General features: G+C 58.5%; 20 protein-coding genes. 6 read left to right on the plus strand and 14 right to left on the minus strand.

The features are described 5' to 3' along the window. Together WA845_RS06670 and WA845_RS06675 are read right to left on the minus strand one after the other, a co-directional pair. A complete protein-coding gene (locus tag WA845_RS06670) occupies window positions 1–507 on the minus strand; it encodes a MarR family winged helix-turn-helix transcriptional regulator (protein WP_022556671.1) in 507 nt (168 codons plus the stop codon). 237 nt (window positions 508–744) lie between these two features. Continuing rightward, window positions 745–1,344: a DUF1236 domain-containing protein gene (locus WA845_RS06675; protein WP_004442927.1), complete on the minus strand. Its 600-nt coding sequence runs from the start codon at window positions 1,342–1,344 to the stop codon at window positions 745–747. Window positions 1,345–1,573: 229 nt separating this feature from the next. Here WA845_RS06675 and WA845_RS06680 point away from each other — a divergent pair, with 229 nt between their 5' ends. Further along, entirely contained in the window at window positions 1,574–2,218 is a 645-nt protein-coding gene (locus tag WA845_RS06680; RefSeq protein ID WP_004442926.1) for an MBL fold metallo-hydrolase, read from the plus strand. Between the two features lie 86 nt (window positions 2,219–2,304). Here WA845_RS06680 and WA845_RS06685 read toward each other — a convergent pair whose 3' ends face one another. The 4 genes from WA845_RS06685 to WA845_RS06700 all read right to left on the minus strand — a co-directional run bounded on the left by WA845_RS06685 (window position 2,305) and on the right by WA845_RS06700 (window position 5,392). Beyond that, window positions 2,305–2,520: a cold-shock protein gene (locus WA845_RS06685; RefSeq protein ID WP_003494703.1), complete on the minus strand. Its 216-nt coding sequence runs from the start codon at window positions 2,518–2,520 to the stop codon at window positions 2,305–2,307. Between the two features lie 445 nt (window positions 2,521–2,965). Next, window positions 2,966–3,868, minus strand: coding sequence for an EamA family transporter (locus WA845_RS06690; RefSeq protein WP_112554066.1), 903 nt, complete (start codon window positions 3,866–3,868; stop codon window positions 2,966–2,968). Window positions 3,869–4,020: 152 nt separating this feature from the next. Then, window positions 4,021–4,332: a hypothetical protein gene (locus WA845_RS06695; RefSeq protein WP_004442924.1), complete on the minus strand. Its 312-nt coding sequence runs from the start codon at window positions 4,330–4,332 to the stop codon at window positions 4,021–4,023. Between the two features lie 136 nt (window positions 4,333–4,468). After that, window positions 4,469–5,392, minus strand: a complete 924-nt coding sequence (locus WA845_RS06700) for an EAL domain-containing protein (RefSeq protein ID WP_112554064.1) — start codon at window positions 5,390–5,392, stop codon at window positions 4,469–4,471. Between the two features lie 212 nt (window positions 5,393–5,604). Here WA845_RS06700 and WA845_RS06705 point away from each other — a divergent pair, with 212 nt between their 5' ends. Beyond that, window positions 5,605–6,807 carry a pyridoxal phosphate-dependent aminotransferase gene (locus WA845_RS06705; RefSeq protein WP_004442922.1) on the plus strand — a complete coding sequence of 401 codons (1,203 nt, stop codon included), beginning with the start codon at window positions 5,605–5,607 and terminating at the stop codon, window positions 6,805–6,807. A 59-nt stretch (window positions 6,808–6,866) separates the two neighbouring features. Here WA845_RS06705 and WA845_RS06710 read toward each other — a convergent pair whose 3' ends face one another. Continuing rightward, entirely contained in the window at window positions 6,867–7,973 is a 1,107-nt protein-coding gene (locus WA845_RS06710) for a calcium:proton antiporter (RefSeq protein ID WP_006699630.1), read from the minus strand. 195 nt (window positions 7,974–8,168) lie between these two features. Between WA845_RS06710 and WA845_RS06715 the strand changes: the two genes are divergently transcribed. After that, on the plus strand, window positions 8,169–8,435 hold the full coding sequence (locus WA845_RS06715) for a DUF2188 domain-containing protein (protein ID WP_004442919.1): 267 nt from the start codon (window positions 8,169–8,171) through the stop codon (window positions 8,433–8,435). Between the two features lie 102 nt (window positions 8,436–8,537). Here WA845_RS06715 and WA845_RS06720 read toward each other — a convergent pair whose 3' ends face one another. Continuing rightward, window positions 8,538–9,482: a LysR family transcriptional regulator gene (locus WA845_RS06720; protein ID WP_045532003.1), complete on the minus strand. Its 945-nt coding sequence runs from the start codon at window positions 9,480–9,482 to the stop codon at window positions 8,538–8,540. A gap of 89 nt (window positions 9,483–9,571) precedes the next feature. Between WA845_RS06720 and WA845_RS06725 the strand changes: the two genes are divergently transcribed. After that, complete coding sequence (locus WA845_RS06725; protein ID WP_112554062.1) at window positions 9,572–10,609, plus strand: NAD-dependent epimerase/dehydratase family protein; 1,038 nt, start codon at window positions 9,572–9,574, stop codon at window positions 10,607–10,609. Further along, complete coding sequence (locus WA845_RS06730; RefSeq protein WP_035209279.1) at window positions 10,609–10,998, plus strand: DUF6220 domain-containing protein; 390 nt, start codon at window positions 10,609–10,611, stop codon at window positions 10,996–10,998. Before WA845_RS06725 ends, WA845_RS06730 begins: the two co-directional genes overlap by 1 nt. Window positions 10,999–11,045: 47 nt before the next feature. Here WA845_RS06730 and WA845_RS06735 read toward each other — a convergent pair whose 3' ends face one another. The 4 genes from WA845_RS06735 to trxB all read right to left on the minus strand — a co-directional run bounded on the left by WA845_RS06735 (window position 11,046) and on the right by trxB (window position 15,067). After that, complete coding sequence (locus WA845_RS06735) at window positions 11,046–12,161, minus strand: alkene reductase (RefSeq protein WP_006699634.1); 1,116 nt, start codon at window positions 12,159–12,161, stop codon at window positions 11,046–11,048. A 123-nt stretch (window positions 12,162–12,284) separates the two neighbouring features. Beyond that, window positions 12,285–12,575, minus strand: a complete 291-nt coding sequence (locus WA845_RS06740) for an ArsR/SmtB family transcription factor (protein ID WP_004442911.1) — start codon at window positions 12,573–12,575, stop codon at window positions 12,285–12,287. 596 nt (window positions 12,576–13,171) lie between these two features. Then, window positions 13,172–14,068: a LysR family transcriptional regulator VtlR gene (locus tag WA845_RS06745; protein WP_034498849.1), complete on the minus strand. Its 897-nt coding sequence runs from the start codon at window positions 14,066–14,068 to the stop codon at window positions 13,172–13,174. 24 nt (window positions 14,069–14,092) lie between these two features. After that, complete coding sequence (gene trxB, locus WA845_RS06750; RefSeq protein WP_112554060.1) at window positions 14,093–15,067, minus strand: thioredoxin-disulfide reductase; 975 nt, start codon at window positions 15,065–15,067, stop codon at window positions 14,093–14,095. Between the two features lie 250 nt (window positions 15,068–15,317). Between trxB and WA845_RS06755 the strand changes: the two genes are divergently transcribed. Beyond that, on the plus strand, window positions 15,318–15,785 hold the full coding sequence (locus WA845_RS06755) for an Lrp/AsnC family transcriptional regulator (RefSeq protein ID WP_004442906.1): 468 nt from the start codon (window positions 15,318–15,320) through the stop codon (window positions 15,783–15,785). 19 nt (window positions 15,786–15,804) lie between these two features. Here the strand turns inward: WA845_RS06755 and WA845_RS06760 are convergent, their stop codons facing one another. Both WA845_RS06760 and greA read right to left on the minus strand, forming a co-directional pair. Next, window positions 15,805–16,860, minus strand: a complete 1,056-nt coding sequence (locus WA845_RS06760) for a glycosyltransferase (protein WP_112554058.1) — start codon at window positions 16,858–16,860, stop codon at window positions 15,805–15,807. An 86-nt stretch (window positions 16,861–16,946) separates the two neighbouring features. Then, window positions 16,947–17,423 carry a transcription elongation factor GreA gene (gene greA / locus WA845_RS06765; protein ID WP_003522847.1) on the minus strand — a complete coding sequence of 159 codons (477 nt, stop codon included), beginning with the start codon at window positions 17,421–17,423 and terminating at the stop codon, window positions 16,947–16,949. Window positions 17,424–17,519 lie beyond the last annotated feature (96 nt).

Here is a 17,519-nt window from a genome sequence, read left to right on the forward strand (position 1 = left end):
TCACTCATCCTCCACGCTGGTCATCGTCGCCGGGCTGCGCATCTGCGCCAGAAATTTGCGCACGCAGGTGCGCGCATCGGGACCGAGGCCTTCCAGCGCGCGGTCGATGCGACGTGATTGTGGTTCGCTGAGCGCCAACGCCAGTTCGCGGCCTGTCAGCGTCGGATAGAGCCGGCGCTGGCGGCGGTCTTCAGGACCTGCCATCTGGCGGATGTAACCGTCGTCGATCAATTGCTTCAACACTCGGGCGAGGCTCTGTTTGGTTATCTGCAGCGTATCGAGGAGATCCGCCACGGTCATGCCCGGCTGCCGGCTGACAAAATAGACCACCCGGTGATGCGCGCGCCCATAATCAAGTTTCGACAGGATGACGTCGGGATCGGAGACGAAATCGCGATAGGCGAAAAACAGCGCTTCGATCGTGTCGAAGTCAATCTTGCCGTCGTCAACCTTCGGCAGTGCCGGTGTCTGTCTGGCGGCGGCGGTTTTGAGCGATTGCGGTGGCACTGCGGTTCCTTCATATTCTGCGGCTGTCTGATCATATGTTGCAGGCGTCGATGCGCCAATATTCTGTAAACATAGCCGAAAATGCGTCCGCTCGGGAGAATGCCGCGATCATTTTCTGTTGCGGTGGATAATATGGCGAGGGTGCCGGTGCAACTGGAATCCTGCGCGACCTTCACCGCAAATACAAAAGAGCGCGGAAACTCCGCGCTCTCAAGCATTACTGTGGTAATGGCCGTCTTACTGGTAGACGTAGACGATACGACGTGTCGAGGGTTCTACGAGTACAGGTACATCGTTCACCCTCACATACCGATACTGATAATCTGGAACTTCAACCAGACGGGTATCGGCCGGCAGGACGCTGCCAACGGCAATGTCACCGTCATAGGTGATGGTATCGGCAGGGTGCTCGTCAATATAGGTGATGACCGACTGCGGCGGATCGACTTCGCCGACGCGGCCCAGATTCGGATCCCCGGGGTTCGGTTCAGCCTGGACACTCGAGGTTTTTTCGTAGGTCACGACCGGCACGCTGAGTTCCGTGCGGCGTTCCTTGAGAATGACGGGCGAACCTTCATACATCACGTTCAGGTAATCGGCATGGGCCCAGCCGCGCAGACCGTTCACCTCGATGCGACACCAGCTGCTACCTTCCATGCAGCCGTCCAGCACGGCGTTGCTGCCACGCGTGGCGAGGCCGACTTCCGGATAGTCGTCACCGGGGCCGGACCGGACAGAAATATCCGAGGCGGTTGTTGCGACCATGGCGGCATTTGCATAGCCCGCCATCAAGGCGAAGGCGCCACCAGCGATCAGCATTTTAAGCGTCTTGTCCATGTGTCTCACTCCTTTCAAGACTGGTGCTACAACGTCGCAATCCCCAGGGCGTTCCACATTTTTCGGGAAGATCATGTCTCATCAAGCCGCCTCTTCGTGTTATCTGACTGTATGGAATAGGGATTTTCTTCGTGAATTCGCCGCTGAGAACAAGGTGACCTGTCGCCATTGTGCCGTAACCGGTAGCGGGCTATAGGATGGCGGATCTTTCAGACAGGAGACACGGGATATGGGAAAGTTGCAGGCCGGGATTATTCCGGTCACGCCATTTGAGCAGAATTGTACCGTCCTGTTTGATCAGGACACCAAGGAAGGCGTCGTCGTCGATCCTGGCGGGGATGTGGACGTCATTCTTCAGGTAGTTGCTGAAAACGGCATCACGCTCAAGGAAATATGGTTGACGCACGGCCATCTCGACCATGCCGGTGGTGCGGATGAGTTGCGCGAAAAACTCTCCCTGCCGGTGATCGGGCCGCATGAAGATGACCGGCCCCTGCTGGAGAGAATTGAGGTGCAGGCGCAGAAATACGGCATCAGCGGTCTGAAGAACGTCGTGCCGGATTCATGGCTGAAGGAAGGTGACAAGGTCTCCTTTGGTGATCACGTCTTCGAGGTCTATCATTGCCCGGGGCACGCGCCCGGGCATGTAATCTATTACAACCGCGACCAGAACTTCGCCCATGTGGGCGACGTGCTGTTTGCCGGGTCGGTGGGGCGCACGGATCTGCCGGGTGGAAACCACGAGCAGCTGATGGCGTCCATTCGCGATAAGCTGCTGCCGCTTGGCGACGATGTCGGCTTCATCTGCGGCCACGGCCCGGGCGGACGGCTGGGTGAGGAGCGGCTGACCAACCCCTATCTCAAGGGACTGTGAGCGCCGGACGGCTGCGGCCTGCGGCGCGCACAAAAAAACCCGGCATTCCTGCCGGGCTTCAACTAGAAAAGAAAGCCGTTTTAGGGTCAGCCAGCAATCTGCAGATTGACTGCCTTCGGCCCTTTGCCGCGACGATCCGGTTCCGTGTCGAAGCTCACTTTCTGATTTTCTGAAAGTCCGGACAGGCCGGAAGCCTGTACGGCAGAGATGTGAACAAAGATATCAGCGCCACCATTGTCTGGCTTGATGAAGCCGAAGCCTTTGTCTGTATTGAAGAATTTTACGGTGCCAGTTTCGGCCATGCATCAGGTCCTTTTCGCTCTGCCCGCGTTCAGCTACAGGCAGCATTACAGTTTTGCCCCGCGTGGGCGTTGGCAGGCAGTTTTTGACTATTGAGAAAATGGACCTTCGCAGCGGGAAGTAATGGCGTTCTCATCCAACGTTTTTCGTCCCACCGCCCGAGGTTTATAGCGTCCCCAGTGCGCAAATTTATAGGCCTTCCCATGCTCGCAAATTGCCCGAACCGCAGTAGATTGCTGCGTTTATCGAAAATTGGCAAGCAAAAGTTTTTACGGGCTTTTTGTCAGATAAAAAACCTGCGGTAGAGTTGCGCGTGGGAACCGCACATTTTTTTCGCATAAGTGATAGTTGATGAAATAATTGCCGGTCGGTCTGAGCTTTCCCGGCAAAAATTTGGACGCGTGACCGCGATTTCCCGAGAAAACAGAAAAAACAGTTCTTTTCGCGTCACGCCGCTTCTGTCGCGGTTTTTTGCCGTTTGCGCGTCAGTTCCGGTACCAATTCCACGATCAGGATGGCGATGAAAATGATCAGGCAGCCGACATAGCCGGCACCGGAAATGGTTTCCTTGAGGAAAATCGAGGCCAGCAGGGCGCCGAAGAGCGCCTCCGACGACAGGAAAATCGCGGCCTGCGGCGCTGTTGTGTAGCGCTGGGCAATCACCTGAAGCACAAAGGCGAGGCCGGAAGAAACGAGGCCGACATAGAGAATTTCCACCATCGACGCCTCGATGGCGCCCATGCTGATCGGTTCGGACACAACGCCGATCATGCAACTAAGAAGGGAGCAAACCGCGAATTGTGTGCAGGAGAGCGCAAGCGGCCGGCCGCTTTCGGAGACGAAGCGCCCTGCGAGCGTAATCTGGATCGCCCAGAAGAAAGCGCAGATGATGCTGAGAATATCCCCTTTCGTCAGCGTCTCGAAGGCGCCGCCGGAAAGGAGGAATATACCGCCGAGCATCATCAGCGCGCAGGGCCAGACGACCCAGTGGGGGTGACGGCGGTAAAGCAGAACGGCAATCACGGGCACGAAGATGACATAGAGCCCGGTCAGGAAGCTGGAATTGGTGACCGTCGTGGTCAGCAGCCCGACCTGCTGGGTGGTGGCGCCGCCGAACAGCGCAAGACCGACGAGAATGAAGCTGCCGATCTGACGCGGGCGGGGCGGTGATTTCAGGGACCGGGTTTCCATGAGCGCGAAGGGCAGCACGGCGATGGCGGCGATGGCGAAACGCAAACCGACGAACCAGAAAGGGCCAATCGAGGCCATGGCTGAGGATTGTGCGACAAAGCCGCCTCCCCAGATTGCTGCGGCGAGCAGAAGCAGCATATTGGCCTGAATTCGCGTCATTATTGGCACCAGCAATGCGGGGCCGGGAGATCATTGACGTCACGGCCGGGCAAACAGGGGATTTTGTGAGGTGTCATCCAGCTGTGTCGGACGACTGTTTCCCGGGTGCTTTAGCAGCAACATGCCGATGCCGCAAGTCGAGGGGAGGGCCGTTATCTATAACGGCGGGCCTCGTCCTTCAGGCTGCGCCGGGTAAGCATCAGGCCGCCAAGGCCGAGGCCGACGAACGCCGCGGCCGAGAGGACGATGAGCAGGATATGCGGACCTGCCTTCGTCGTCGCAGCCACCTGCGGTATGGCGGAGGTATGCAGGGTGTCCACCGCTTGCGCAGCCGCATTGGCCGATGTCGCGATGCCGGCTGCCATGGTGATGATGACAAGAAAAGCCGCGACCGCCATCCAGAGGGAAAACAGCGTTCTCTGTGCCCTTAACCTTTCAACGGAAGTGCGGTCGTTGGTAAACATGGCTGTCGCCTCTTGTCCCTGTTCTTAAAGGACAAAAGAGGCTTCGAAATGGACGGCTTGGAGACCGAATTCTGGCGTTCCGCGGCATTTATTGCGGCAATATTGTGGCGGGGGCGTTTTTGAACCGGAATTGGCTTCAGAGGCCGCGTTTTCCGAATGTCCGGGTCTGGCGCAGGGGATGCGCGTCAGTGGTGCGCTCCTCACGGAAAAAAGCCGCGGAGCTTTTCTCCAGTCGTGCGGCAGGGGAAAAATATGCGCTGCCCAGCTCGGGAAAGCGCGCGTCGAAACTGGTGGGCGCAAGTTCCGGTTTTGCTAGAATGTAGCCCTGCATCAGGAAAACGCCGAGTTCTTCACATTGCTCCACCTGCCAACCGGTTTCCAACCCCTCGAAAACCGGCTCTATCCCATCCTCCCGAAACTGGCTGACAATGACGCGCAAGAGAGCGGCGCCCGCAGAATTCTGCATGAAGTCGCGCACCCAGCCCGCTTCGAATTTCACATAGTCCGGCTTGATGAGCTTTACCCGTTCGATGGCGGTATCGCCGGCGCCGTAGTCATCGAGCGCCACGCGAAAGCCGATATCGTGCATGTGGTAGGCGAAATCTGCGACCATCTGGGTGTCGGAGGCCTTCTTCTCGGAGATTTCGCAGACGATACGGTCTGCCGTCATGCCGGCCTCGTGGGCTGCGAGACGCATGCGCTCCACTTCCTGCCGCATCTTGGCTGGCGTCTGGAACAGGCCGGGATGGAAATTGACGAAGATGCGCGCGCGGGAGCGGCTGAGCCTGCCGGTGTTGAGAATGTGGATGGTCCGCAGGATGCTGTCGATATTTTCGATGTCTTCGGGTGCCACCAGCGAGAAAAATTCACCTGGTGTTACCGGTTCGCCGTTGCGGTGGGGGCGCACAAGACCTTCGAAGGAATCGATGTCCAGCGGGCCGCTTGATGTGCGACGGAATATGGGCTGCAGGGCGGACTTGAGGTTGAAGCTGTTATAGGCGGTGGACCATGTGCCATCGGCCTCGCGGACAAGACTGGAAAAGATGCTTTTGGGCGCCATTTTTCAACCAGCTATAGAGAGACACGACCCCTAGGCTCGCGAATGTAGCTCAACAAGCGTTACTTCCGGGTTAAGGAAGGCTTAAATTGTACCCCACGGCGGATAGGCTGGCTTTTGGCCTTGAAACTAGGCCCGTCTTTCGACATAGAAATTGCCGCAGCAGACGAGATTTCCAAGCTCTGCGATGTCAACCCCAATAGGACCGATTAAAAATGGCCTTCCTTGCCGACATTCTCTCCCGCGTAAAGCCATCCGCCACCATCGCCGTTAGCCAGAAAGCCCGCGAGCTTAAAGCGCAGGGCCGCGATGTGATTAGCCTTGGCGCCGGCGAGCCGGATTTCGATACGCCCGACAATATCAAGGAAGCGGCCATTGACGCGATTAAACGCGGTGAAACGAAATACACGCCTGTTTCCGGCATTCCGGAACTGCGCAAGGCTATTGCCGACAAGTTCAAGCGTGAAAACGGCCTCGACTACAAGCCGGAGCAGACGATTGTCGGCACCGGCGGCAAGCAGATCCTGTTCAACGCTTTCATGGCGACGCTGAACCCCGGTGATGAAGTCGTTATCCCGGCGCCGTACTGGGTCAGCTATCCCGAGATGGTCTCGATCTGCGGCGGCACGCCGGTATTCGTCGACGCGACGCTGGAAGACAATTTCAAGCTGAAGCCGGAAGCGCTGGAAAAGGCGATCACGCCGAAGACCAAGTGGTTCGTGTTCAACTCGCCGTCCAACCCGTCGGGCGCGGCCTATTCGCACGACGAGTTGAAGGCGCTGACCGATGTGCTCGTCAAGCACCCGCATGTATGGATCCTCACGGATGACATGTATGAGCACCTGACCTATGGCGACTTTAAATTCGTCACGCCGGTGGAAGTAGAACCTTCGCTCTATGACCGCACGCTGACGATGAACGGCGTTTCCAAGGCCTATGCCATGACCGGCTGGCGTATCGGTTACGCTGCCGGCCCGCTGCCGCTCATCAAGGCCATGGACATGATCCAGGGTCAGCAGACCTCGGGCGCGAGCTCCATCGCACAATGGGCCGCGGTCGAAGCCTTGAACGGCACGCAGGATTTCATTCCGGCGAACAAGAAAATCTTCGAAGGCCGCCGTGACCTGGTCGTCTCCATGCTCAACCAGGCCAAGGGCATCAGCTGCCCGGCTCCGGAAGGTGCGTTCTACGTTTACCCGTCCTGCGCCGGCCTGATCGGCAAGACCGCGCCGTCGGGCAAGGTCATCGAGACGGATACGGATTTCGTCTCCGAGCTTCTTGAAGCCGAAGGCGTTGCCGTTGTGCAGGGCTCGGCCTTCGGTCTCGGCCCGAACTTCCGCATTTCCTATGCCACCTCGGAAGAGTTGCTGGAAGAGGCCTGCAAGCGCATCCAGCGCTTCTGCGCCGATTGCCGCTGATCGGTTTGTAACCTCGATTGAAGAAGCCCGGCAGCGATGCCGGGCTTTTTTCGTTTCGGTCAGAGCCCCAGGAACAGCAGCATGATGAAGGTGGCGAAGAGAATGAAATGCGTCATTCCTTCAATCGCGTTGGTTTCACCGTCATTGAGGTTGATGGCGGCGGCGATGAGCGTGATGAAGACCATGACGGTCTGAACGGGCGTCATCGCCATGATGAAGGGCTGGCCGGTATAGAGCGCGATACCCTCCATCACAGGCACGGTCAGGATGACCGTCGAAAGCGATGCGCCCATGGCGATATTGACCACGGCCTGCATACGGTTGCGCAGGGCGGACCTGAGCGCGGTGAGAATTTCCGGCGATGCCGAGATCGTCGCCACCACCACGGCCATCAGCGCTGGCGGTGCGCTGGTGCCTTCAAGACTTTCGCCCAGGAAGGCGGACATGAATTCCGCCAGTACGCCGATCAGAACCACGCCGGCGATGATGAGGCCGATGGAGAGTGGTACGTTGCCTTCATCGTCCTCTTCCGCATGGCTGCCTGCTGGCTGGCCGGCCGGATGTGGCTTTCGAGGGTAAGTGTAGCTGAAAAAATAGCTGTGCGGGCCCACCTGCATTTTGAGGAACAGCGCATAAAGCGCAATCATCGCCACGATTGTGAACACCGAGTAGATGTGCCAGCTCTGTTCAGGAATGAACTCAGGCACTATCATCGATATGCCCATAGCCGTCAGGATCATCACGCCATAGGTCTTGCCGGAATCATCGTTATACGGCTGTTCTCCGTGGCGAAGGCCTCCAAGAAGCGCGGCGAGACCAAGAATGCCGTTGATGTCGATCATCACGGCGGAATAGATCGTATCCCGCACCAGCGTGGGTGAACTGGATTCGCTCATGATGATGGCGAGTATCAGCACTTCCACCGCAACGGCCGACAGCGTCAGGATCATGGTGCCATAGGGGTCGCCCACCTTGGCGGCCAGGATTTCGGCGTGATGGGCAACCCGCATCGAGACGAGAACAATGAGCCCGATCAGCACGACGGCAGCGATGATCGTCGCCGTCTTTCCCGCTTCGAAGATTGCATGTTCGGCCAGATAGGCGACGATTGCCGCCGGTATCGCCAGAAGCAGCATACGCTCCTGTTTCAGAATAGAACCCGCCATTGATTTCCCTTCCCCCGGATCGGCTTAGGCTGTGACGTATCGTCCCTCAGATCAAGCAGGATTTGCGCTTGAGTGCTTTTGGTAGGATAGTGATGTCGCAGGACATGCTGCTCATGCCGCGGTGTCCCCATCGGGTGCAATGCTTGAAGCGCGGTTGTGGTTGCCATGTCGCCTACCGAAACAGGAGGAACATGCATGACCAAAGTGGTGTATGAAATCGTCGAACATGACGGAGGCTTCGCCTACCGCATGAACGGCGCTTATTCCGAAACATTTCCTACCTATGCGGATGCCGTCGAGGCTGCGCGCATCGTCGCTGCCGAACAGCAGGTGGGTGGCGATGACGAGGAAATCAGCTATCAGGATGAGAGCGGCCACTGGCATGAAGAATACAGCCAGGGCGGCGACCGCCCGGAAGCCGAGGTGGTGGACAAGACAACGCAGCAGGCCGAACCATTCTGACGGGCGATCCGTGGATTTTATGCAAACCAGGATCGCTTTTCCGTTCCGCCGGTCCCTTCCAGTTGGGGATCGCGGGCTGCCTCGTATCGACGCGGCACTGCCTTAGCGCCGTTTCGGTGGCGCGCCCGGATCGGTTTCCTTGAGATGACCCTTGAGGCCTTCGACCAGGGCGCTGAAGACGGCGCGGCATCGCGGTGAGGTCTTGAGGTTTTCGTGCATCGCGACCCAGGTATGGAGCGGGATGTCGATGTTCGGCAGAACCTGAACCAGTCGCGGGTCCTTGCGGGCCAACCCAATCTGACAGACGCCGATGCCCGCGCTGGCGCGGATCATGGCAAGTTGTGCAAGGTTGCTGTCGGCGCGTATTTCGAAGGAAATTTCCTCAACATCGGGGATATCAGGATCGAGCGAACGCATCCGCTGGATGGCCGCCCGGATGAACGGCGTCTTGCGGTCAAAACCAACCATCCGGTGGTGGTTCAGGTCTTCCATGCTCTTTGGCGTTCCGGCTTTTGCCAGATAGTCGCGCGTCGCATGAAATCCCAGACGGAAATTGCCGATGTAACGCATGACGATCGCGTCCTGCAGCGGCTCGGTCATGCGAATGGCAATATCCGCCTCGCGTCTTAGAAGGTCTTCCAGCGTATCTGATAATGACAGCTCGATTTCAAGCCGCGGGTGAACCTCCTGCATGGCCGTGATAATCGGCGGCAACATTTCGACTCCGATGATGTCAGATGCGCTGATGCGCACCGTGCCTTCGATCTTGCCGACTTCGCCGGAGGCCGCGCGAATGAGGGCGGCGGTCGTCGCCGCCAGATTTTCCGCATAGGGGCGGAGCGCAAGGGCTGCTTCCGTTGGCATCAAGCCGTGCGGCGAGCGGATGAACAGAGGAAAGCCGACGGCCTCTTCCAGCGCGCCGATATGACGTCCCGCCGTCGGCTGGGTGATGCCAAGCTCGCGGGCGGCGGCGGACAGCGAACCGTCGCTCAGCACGCTAAGGAAGGTGCGATAAAAATCCCAGCTGACGTCGCGGTTCTTGCTCATAAAATTTTGTATAGCCGATCCACTGATTTCGATAATTTCGTATATCGCGAAACGCGACGATACTCCATCCCAGAACAAGGAGTACGGCGATGATATATGAAAACAACGCAGATTCAGCAGAGAATGATCGGCCACTGGCGCTGGTCCTGGGCGTGAATGGGGGTGTCGGCGGCCAGGTCTCCCGTATGCTGCAGCAACGGGGATGGCGCGTGAGGGCGATGACGCGGCGGAATGCGGCTTCCCACATCACTGGCGATGTCGAGTTCGTGGTGGGTGACGCCATGAGCGGACAGGACGTCTTGAAGGCGGCACAAGGTGTTCGGCTGATCGTCCATGCGGTTAATCCTCCCGGATACCGCGATTGGGAGAAGCAGGTATTGCCGATGCTGGACAACACGATCGCGGCTGCTGAAAGCTGTGGGGCGAGGATTGTTTTCCCGGGGACCATCTATAATTTCGGCTCTGACGCCTTTCCGCTGCTGAGCGAGGAGAGCCCGCAAAAGCCCTTTACCCGCAAGGGCGCATTGCGTGTGGAGATGGAGCGGCGGCTTAAACTGGCTTCAATGCGCGGCGTGCCGGTGCTGATCGTCCGGGCGGGCGACTTCTTTGGGCAAGATGCGAGAAACAACTGGTTTTCGCAGATGCTGGTGCGACCCGGCAGGCCGGTTCGCAGGGTGCAGAACCCCTCCGTCCGCCATGCAGGACACCAATGGGCTTATCTGCCTGACGTGGCGGAAACCATTGGCCGACTGCTCGACCGTGCAGACGAGCTTCCGTCCTTTGCCGTCTACCACATGGAAGGTTTCTGGGATTTCGACGGGCTGCAACTGATTGAAGCGATCGAGCGGGTTGTGGGCCATCCGGTCAAGCGGCGACGTTTATCCTGGACAGGCATCAAAATGGTTGCGCCGTTCGTTCCGCTGTTCCGCGAAGTGCTGGAAATGCAATATCTCTGGCAGATGCCGATCAGGATGAGCAATCGCAAGCTGACAGATTTCCTTGGAAGCGAGCCGAAGACACCTATCGACATTGCGGTGGCGACCACTTTGGCGGGTCTCGGTTGCCTTGACGAGAGGCCGCGGCCGTCGAACCTTGCGCATCCGGCCGACGCCGAAGGCAGGGCGTGATGGGCGCGGTTGCGAACGGAATGTCGACCAGGCGTCGCGCCTTTGCCGTGATTTCGGCAAGCGTGCCCGTGCTGATCTTCGCTCAGGTGCTGCTGGCCGGGCTGTCGATCTATTACGATGGATCGCTGCTGTCGCTGCACAAGGGGCTCGGCCTTCTGATCGCCGTTCCGATCCTGTCGCTGGCGGTCCTCGCTTTGCGATACGAGGACCTGCGGCCCAATCTTGGCCGTTCGCTGGTGCTGCTTGCTATCTATTGTCTGCAGGTGGCGCTGATGAGCATCGGTCGGGAAACGGGCAATGGCCTTTTGCAGGCGCTGCATCTGCCCAATGCCTTCGTAATGGGCGCCTTTTCCGATTTTGCCGCGCGGCATGCGAGAAGCGCGCAATGAACGAAAACGCCGCATCCTTTTTCAACGATGCGGCGTCTTGTTCATTGCTATTGGGCGAGGGCCGGATAGTCGGTGTAACCTTCGGCGCCGCCGCCATAGAAGGTCGGCTGGTTCGGTTCGTTCAGCGGCGCGTCGTTTTTCAGGCGGCGCACCAGATCAGGATTGGCGATGAAGGCCTTGCCGAAAGCAACGGCATCAACCTTGCCACTTTCCACGGCTTCGATGGCGCTCTGCCTGTCGTAACCATTGTTGGCGATCCACAGGCCCTTGCCGCCGGCATTGCGATAAGCCGCCTTGAAGGACGCGTAATCGAAAGGCTTGTCGCCCTGCTTGAAATCGCGCGGACCGCCCGTCGCACCTTCAACGACATGGATGAAGGCGAGATTGCGCTTGCCCAGCTGCTCGACAACGTAATTATAGAGCGGTTGCGGATCAGCCTCGAAAATATCGTTGGCAGGGGTAACTGGCGAGAGGCGGATGCCGGTGCGGCCGGCGCCGATCTCTTCCGCCACCGCGTCGACGACTTCCAGCAGGAAGCGAGCGCGGTTTTCGATGGAGCCACCGTAATCATCCGTGCGCTGGTTGGTGCTGGATTTCAGGAACTGCTCGATCAGGTAACCATTGGCGGCATGGATTTCGACGCCGTCGAAACCGGCCTCCAGTGCCGCGCGCGCGCCGCTGCGGTAATCCTCGAGGATGAGGCCGATATCGTCGATGGTGAGGGCACGGGGTTCGGAGGTTTCGGCAAAGGCACCGGTGCCGTCATCATTGATGATATAGGTCTTCGATTTGGCGGTGATGGCCGAGGGGGCGACCGGCTGGCCACCATGCGGCTGCAACGAGGTGTGGGAAATTCGGCCCACGTGCCAGATTTGGGCAACGATCTTGCCGCCCGCCGAATGAACGCCGTCAGTGATCTTTTTCCAGCCTTCAATCGCTTCCCGCTTATAAAGACCGGGAACATCGGCGTAACCCTGGCCCTGCTGGGAAATGGGAGTGCCTTCAGTGACGATCAGGCCGGCTGTCGCCCGCTGCTCGTAATAGGTGGCGTTGAGATTGTTGGGAATGGCGCCCGGGGAGCGATTGCGGGTGAGAGGGGCCATGACGATGCGGTTGGCGAGTGCGATATCGCCGGCCTGTGCCGGTTCGAAAAGACTGGTCATGCGACTTCACTTTCTGGTCGGTTGGCGAAATTGCGCGGCAGGCGCGCTATCCTGATATGGGTGCCGGTGCGAAACCGTGTCGCGGTTCCCGTCCGGCACCCCGGGGCTCAAAGCTTGGGAGGCTCAGAGATTGGTTTGCAGATAATTGCGGAAAGCATCGATGGTTTCCTCGTTGCGCTCAAAAAACACCCATTGTCCCACCTTCTTCGACCTTATCAGGCCCGCCGCCTGCAGTACCGCAAGATGCGAGGAGACGGTGGATTGCGACAGGCCGCTGATCTGAAACTGGTTGGCGCAAACACCCATGCTGAGCGGATGCTCCTGACAGAAGTGACTTTCCGGAGACTTCAGCCATTCCAGAAATTTCAGCCGTGCGGGGTGCGAAAGGGCTTTGAGGACTTCCTCCGGGTTCATTGGGGTTTCTTCAATATCTGACATACCCGATATTTATATCGACCATTATCGATATACAATTCACGTCTCTGTGAGGACTGCACGGGCGCGGTGGCATCGGCAAAAAAAAGGCCGCTGGATATTTCCGCGGCCTGATAAGTTTGAAGGTCAAAACCTCCAGAGGGGAACAGCTGTCGCGTGCCTGAGCGAGCGTGACAGCCAACCAAGATATGGTGGGAGCGACAATGCAAAACAAGGTTGCATCATCCGATATTTCGCCAATTTGGAGAAAATTCTTGCGGGTAAAAAAAGAGGGCCGCCGGATGTATCCAGGGCCCTTTAAGTGTGAAGGTCAAAAACCTCCAGAGGGGAACAGCTGATGCGGTGGAACTGGGAGGAAAAGCCACCGTGTGCATCAGCTGAGAGCGATATGGTGCTTTTTTGTGCACGAAACAATTCTTTTTTGTGCAGGTCAGGCATGCGTCGGGTGCAGGCCTCAATATTTCAGGTATATTTTATGTGCAAAGCTGGCGAAGGGCGACTGGTCGCCCTTCCATTAATTCCCCTGTAGCTCCTTGAAAAATAACGTCTATTTCAGCCGTTCGGCTATTTAAACGTCAGAAATTCCAGTTGCGCGCCTTGGCGACGATAAAATCGCGGAAGGCCTTCAGCTTTGCAGCATTTTTCATCTCGTCCGGATAGCAGAAATAGGTGTCGAATGACGGAATGTCGGCCGCGAGCGATAACTGGATGAGGCCGGGGTCCCGGCCGACAATGTAATCCGGCAAGCAGGCGATACCTATTCCCAGCAGGCAGGCGCGCTTGATCGAGGTCTGGCTGTTGATCTGCAGATGCGGGGTGCGGGTATTGTCGGAAGACCGCCCGGCATTTTCGAGCCAGTTGACATCTAGCAGGTAGTTCGGCGCGGGTTCGCCAAACGAGATGATGCGATGGTTGTCCAGATCCTCAACCGACTGGGGCTCGCCATGGCGATTGATGTAAGACGGCGCGGCATAGACGTGCATGTGCACCGTGAACAGCTTGCGCTGGATGAGGTCCGATTGCTGGGGCTGGCGCAGGCGAATGGCGCAATCTGCGTGGCGCATGTTCACATCCAGCTCCTCATTGTCGAGGATGAGCTGGATCGACATTTCCGGATAGAGCTGCAGGAATTCCTGCACCTTGTCCGTCAGCCAGCCCTGGCCGAGGCCCACCGTCGTCGTGACGCGCAGCTTGCCGCTCGGCTTTTCCGTCGTTTCGGTGAGCTGCATCTTCACCGTTTCGAGCTTCAGCAGCACATCGTGAGCGGTGCGATAGAGCAGTTCGCCCTGTTCGGTAAGAATCAGGCCGCGGGCGTGGCGATGAAACAGCTTGACGCCGACATCCTGCTCCAGCGCGCTGACCTGGCGGCTGATGGCCGACTGGGACAAATGCAGCTTGTCGGCAGCATGGGTGAAAGACCCTGCTTCGGCTGCGGCATGAAATATGCGCAGTTTATCCCAGTCCAATGGCATTGCCATGCCTATCCTGCCTTTCAGTTATTCCGCTGCGACAGCAAGCGGTTGATGCGCGGTGAGATAACGTTCCGCTTCCAGCGCGGCCATGCAGCCCATTCCGGCGGCGGTGATTGCCTGACGGTAGATGTCGTCGGTGACGTCGCCGGCCGCGAAAATGCCCTCCACGTCGGTTGCGGTGGAATCGGGAGCGGTCCACATATAACCGTTGTCCTTCAGCTTCACCTTGCCCTTGAAGAGCTCCACGGCAGGCGCGTGGCCGATGGCGACAAAGACGCCGTCAATGGGCCTTTCGCTGATCGCGCCGGTTCTGGTGTCGCGCAGCTTGACGCCGGAAACTGAGGGCGGCATCGGCGGCTTTGCGGGCGCGCCGGTAATTTCGGCAACTTCCGTGTTCCAGAGGATATTGACGTTGTCCTTGGCAAAGAGCCGTTCCTGAAGGATTTTTTCCGAACGGAAGCTGTCGCGTCTGTGCACGACCGTTACCGACTTGGCGATATGGGCGAGATAAAGCGCCTCTTCCACGGCGGAATTGCCGCCGCCCACCACGATCACATCCTTGTTGCGGTAGAAGAAACCATCGCAGGTGGCGCAGGCGGAAACGCCGAAGCCCTGGAAATGTTGCTCGCTCTCGATGCCGAGCCACTTGGCCTTGGCGCCGGTGGCGATGATCAGCGTGTCGGCGGTCCATACCTGGCCAGAATCGGTCTTCACGACGAACGGGCGAACGCTGGTTTCAACTTCGGTCACCAGGTCACTGACGATTTCCGCGCCGACATGCGTCGCCTGCTTCAGCATCTGGTCCATCAGCCACGGGCCCTGGATAGGGTCTGCAAAGCCCGGGTAATTCTCGACATCGGTGGTGATCATCAGCTGACCGCCCTGTTCCATGCCGGCGATCAGCACCGGCTTCAGCATTGCGCGCGCCGCGTAGATCGCCGCCGTGTAGCCTGCGGGACCGGAGCCGATGATCAATACCTTGGTATGGCGGGCAGACATGGGAAATTTCCTTCTCAATAGCAGGGTCTTCAGTCGAGGGCCTTCCAGCCGCGGCAGGGCGGACGGGCCATAACCCCTTCGTTGGCGGGTATTTAAGGTTGTCTAGTGCCTTTATTCAAGGGCAGCCTTGCGTTACCAACAAGGCAGTTGTGGATGCACGCGCAATTTTGTGACCGGTTGGCGGCATATTGTTGCGAATCCCGCGCCGAATAGTACAAGGAAGTTCTCCAGCTTAACGAGGTACTCCTCCGTGACCAGCGTCGAACTCGATGCCATCGATCTGAAAATCCTGCGCGAATTGCAGCGTGACGGGCGCATGACCAATGTGGAACTGGCCGAAAGGGTCGGTATCTCGGCTCCTCCGTGCCTAAGGCGTGTGCGCAAGCTCGAGGAGGCGGGGGTGATCGAGGGTTATCACGCCATGTTGAACGCGCCGAAGCTCGGTTTTGATCTCGTCGCCTTCTGCATGATCGGTCTCAAGCGCCAGTCGGACAGCAATCTGAAGGCCTTTGCCGCGGCGACGGCCGGGTGGCCTCTCGTGCGCCAGGCCTGGATGGTATCCGGCGAAAGCGACTTCCTGTTACATTGCGTCGCAAGAAACCTGACGGAATTTCAGGACTTCGTGATCGAGGTTCTGACTGCGGATGAGAATGTCGATACGGTGCGCACCATGCTGACCATCCGTCAGGTCAAGCGCGTCGGTCTCGTGGAAATCTGATTTTCCGGTTTGCGACGCATTACCCCCGCCGCAACGCCTCATAGACTTCGCCAAGACTGGCCGCTTCTTTTTCCAGCGGAAAAGTGCTGCGCACATGCGCAAGTCCGGTACTCGCGTGGACTTTGGCCATGGCGGGATCGGCGAGATAGGTCTTTATCGCATCCCTCAGTGATGCATAGTCCCCCGCTTCAACAACCGCCCCGGTCTCGCCCTTGACGATCATTTCCTCGTAGGCACCGGCATTGCTGGCGACGACGGCCGTTTCCGAGGCCATTGCTTCAAGCGGAGTCAGCCCGAAGCCCTCGTTGCGCGAAGGCGCGACATAGAGCGTCAGCCGCCTGTACCACGGCTTGATGTCATCAACTTCACCCTGAAACACGATACGATCTGCGAGGCCGGCGGCGCTGACATCTGCTTCAAGGGCTTCGGCAAAAGCCTTGTGTTCCGCCGTCACGCGGCCTGAAACCACAGCTGTCCATTGCGGATAGGCGGGCAGAAGTTCGATCATGGCACGCACGAAAAGATCGGTGCCCTTCTGGTGGCGGACCCGCCCGAAGCAGCCGATCAGATATTGTCCCGGCAAGCCGGTCGCGGCTATCGTGTCCTCAGGACCGGTTGCCGGATGGAAAAGTTCGGTATCCACGCCATGCATGACAACGCGATGGGGCACTTCAAGAAATGAGCCCGAGCGGATGTTGGTGGCCACCACGGCATCCATCCTGGAGATCAGGAAACGGGTATAGGCGGAATGCCGCCTCTGCGCGGCCGAGGTGAAGAGAAGCTTCACCTTCATGCGCAGCACATCACGCATGAAAATTCCCGGCAACATTTCGAGGTTGCGGCGGGCATGCCAGATGCGCGGGCCGCCAAACGGGCCGCCTTGCCAGAGCCGCCACAGGTCGCGGAAACGCACATGCGGCAGATGCGGCGGCAGGCCGGGGCCGATGGTGGCGACCTTCTGTCCCAGCCGGTTCTGCACCGGCATCAGCTGAACGATTGTGGAGGTGACGCCGGAGAGCCTGCGTTTGAAATTCGGCGCAAGCACCTGCACATCTTTCAGGCTGACGTGGGACAAGATGGGCTTCCGTCTTTGCGGCTGGTTCAGGGGAGCAACAGGTCAAAAGCAATGCGCCCGCTGGGGGGGCGCATTGCATGGGGCAATCAGCCCCACTGAACCGCGAGGATCTCGTAACCCTTGGCGCCGCCAGGCGCGTTGACTTCGATGCTGTCGCCAACTTCCTTGCCGATCAGGGCGCGGGCAATCGGCGAAGAGATGGAAATACGGCCGGCCTTTACGTCGGCTTCCTGGTCGCCGACGATTTGATAGGTCTTTTCCTCATCGCTGTCTTCGTCAACCAGCTTCACGGTGGCGCCGAACTTGATCTTCGAACCCGACATCTTGGAAAGGTCGATGACTTCAGCGCGCGCCGTCAGATCTTCGAGTTCCGTGATGCGGCCCTCGTTATGGCTCTGCGCTTCCTTGGCAGCATGGTACTCGGCGTTTTCCGAAAGGTCGCCATGGGCGCGCGCTTCCGCAATCGCCTCGATGATGCGGGGGCGTTCCTCCTGCTGGCGCCAGCGAAGCTCCTCCTGAAGCTTGACGAATCCACCCTGGGTCATCGGTACTTTTTCTACCATTTTTTTATCCTTCGCATTCCGGTCGCTTTACCTGCAGACACAAAAAGAAACAGGTTCCGGAGGGGAACTCCGGAACCATGCCAAAATCATAACTGA

Origin of the sequence: Agrobacterium sp. CMT1 (assembly GCF_037203725.1) — a bacterium.
Taxonomy (GTDB): domain Bacteria; phylum Pseudomonadota; class Alphaproteobacteria; order Rhizobiales; family Rhizobiaceae; genus Agrobacterium; species Agrobacterium pusense.

Excerpts from the sequence above, each read along its gene's own strand:
- WA845_RS06675 (WP_004442927.1), bottom strand. The coding sequence starts at position 1,344 with ATGGACAAGACGCTTAAAATGCTGATCGCTGGTGGCGCCTTCGCCTTG.
- WA845_RS06680 (WP_004442926.1), top strand. The coding sequence starts at position 1,574 with ATGGGAAAGTTGCAGGCCGGGATTATTCCGGTCACGCCATTTGAGCAG.
- WA845_RS06685 (WP_003494703.1), bottom strand. The coding sequence starts at position 2,520 with ATGGCCGAAACTGGCACCGTAAAATTCTTCAATACAGACAAAGGCTTC.
- WA845_RS06690 (WP_112554066.1), bottom strand. The coding sequence starts at position 3,868 with ATGACGCGAATTCAGGCCAATATGCTGCTTCTGCTCGCCGCAGCAATC.
- WA845_RS06695 (WP_004442924.1), bottom strand. The coding sequence starts at position 4,332 with ATGTTTACCAACGACCGCACTTCCGTTGAAAGGTTAAGGGCACAGAGA.
- WA845_RS06700 (WP_112554064.1), bottom strand. The coding sequence starts at position 5,392 with ATGGCGCCCAAAAGCATCTTTTCCAGTCTTGTCCGCGAGGCCGATGGC.
- WA845_RS06705 (WP_004442922.1), top strand. The coding sequence starts at position 5,605 with ATGGCCTTCCTTGCCGACATTCTCTCCCGCGTAAAGCCATCCGCCACC.
- WA845_RS06710 (WP_006699630.1), bottom strand. The coding sequence starts at position 7,973 with ATGGCGGGTTCTATTCTGAAACAGGAGCGTATGCTGCTTCTGGCGATA.
- WA845_RS06715 (WP_004442919.1), top strand. The coding sequence starts at position 8,169 with ATGACCAAAGTGGTGTATGAAATCGTCGAACATGACGGAGGCTTCGCC.
- WA845_RS06720 (WP_045532003.1), bottom strand. The coding sequence starts at position 9,482 with ATGAGCAAGAACCGCGACGTCAGCTGGGATTTTTATCGCACCTTCCTT.
- WA845_RS06725 (WP_112554062.1), top strand. The coding sequence starts at position 9,572 with ATGATATATGAAAACAACGCAGATTCAGCAGAGAATGATCGGCCACTG.
- WA845_RS06730 (WP_035209279.1), top strand. The coding sequence starts at position 10,609 with ATGGGCGCGGTTGCGAACGGAATGTCGACCAGGCGTCGCGCCTTTGCC.
- WA845_RS06735 (WP_006699634.1), bottom strand. The coding sequence starts at position 12,161 with ATGACCAGTCTTTTCGAACCGGCACAGGCCGGCGATATCGCACTCGCC.
- WA845_RS06740 (WP_004442911.1), bottom strand. The coding sequence starts at position 12,575 with ATGAACCCGGAGGAAGTCCTCAAAGCCCTTTCGCACCCCGCACGGCTG.
- WA845_RS06745 (WP_034498849.1), bottom strand. The coding sequence starts at position 14,068 with ATGCCATTGGACTGGGATAAACTGCGCATATTTCATGCCGCAGCCGAA.
- trxB (WP_112554060.1), bottom strand. The coding sequence starts at position 15,067 with ATGTCTGCCCGCCATACCAAGGTATTGATCATCGGCTCCGGTCCCGCA.
- greA (WP_003522847.1), bottom strand. The coding sequence starts at position 17,423 with ATGGTAGAAAAAGTACCGATGACCCAGGGTGGATTCGTCAAGCTTCAG.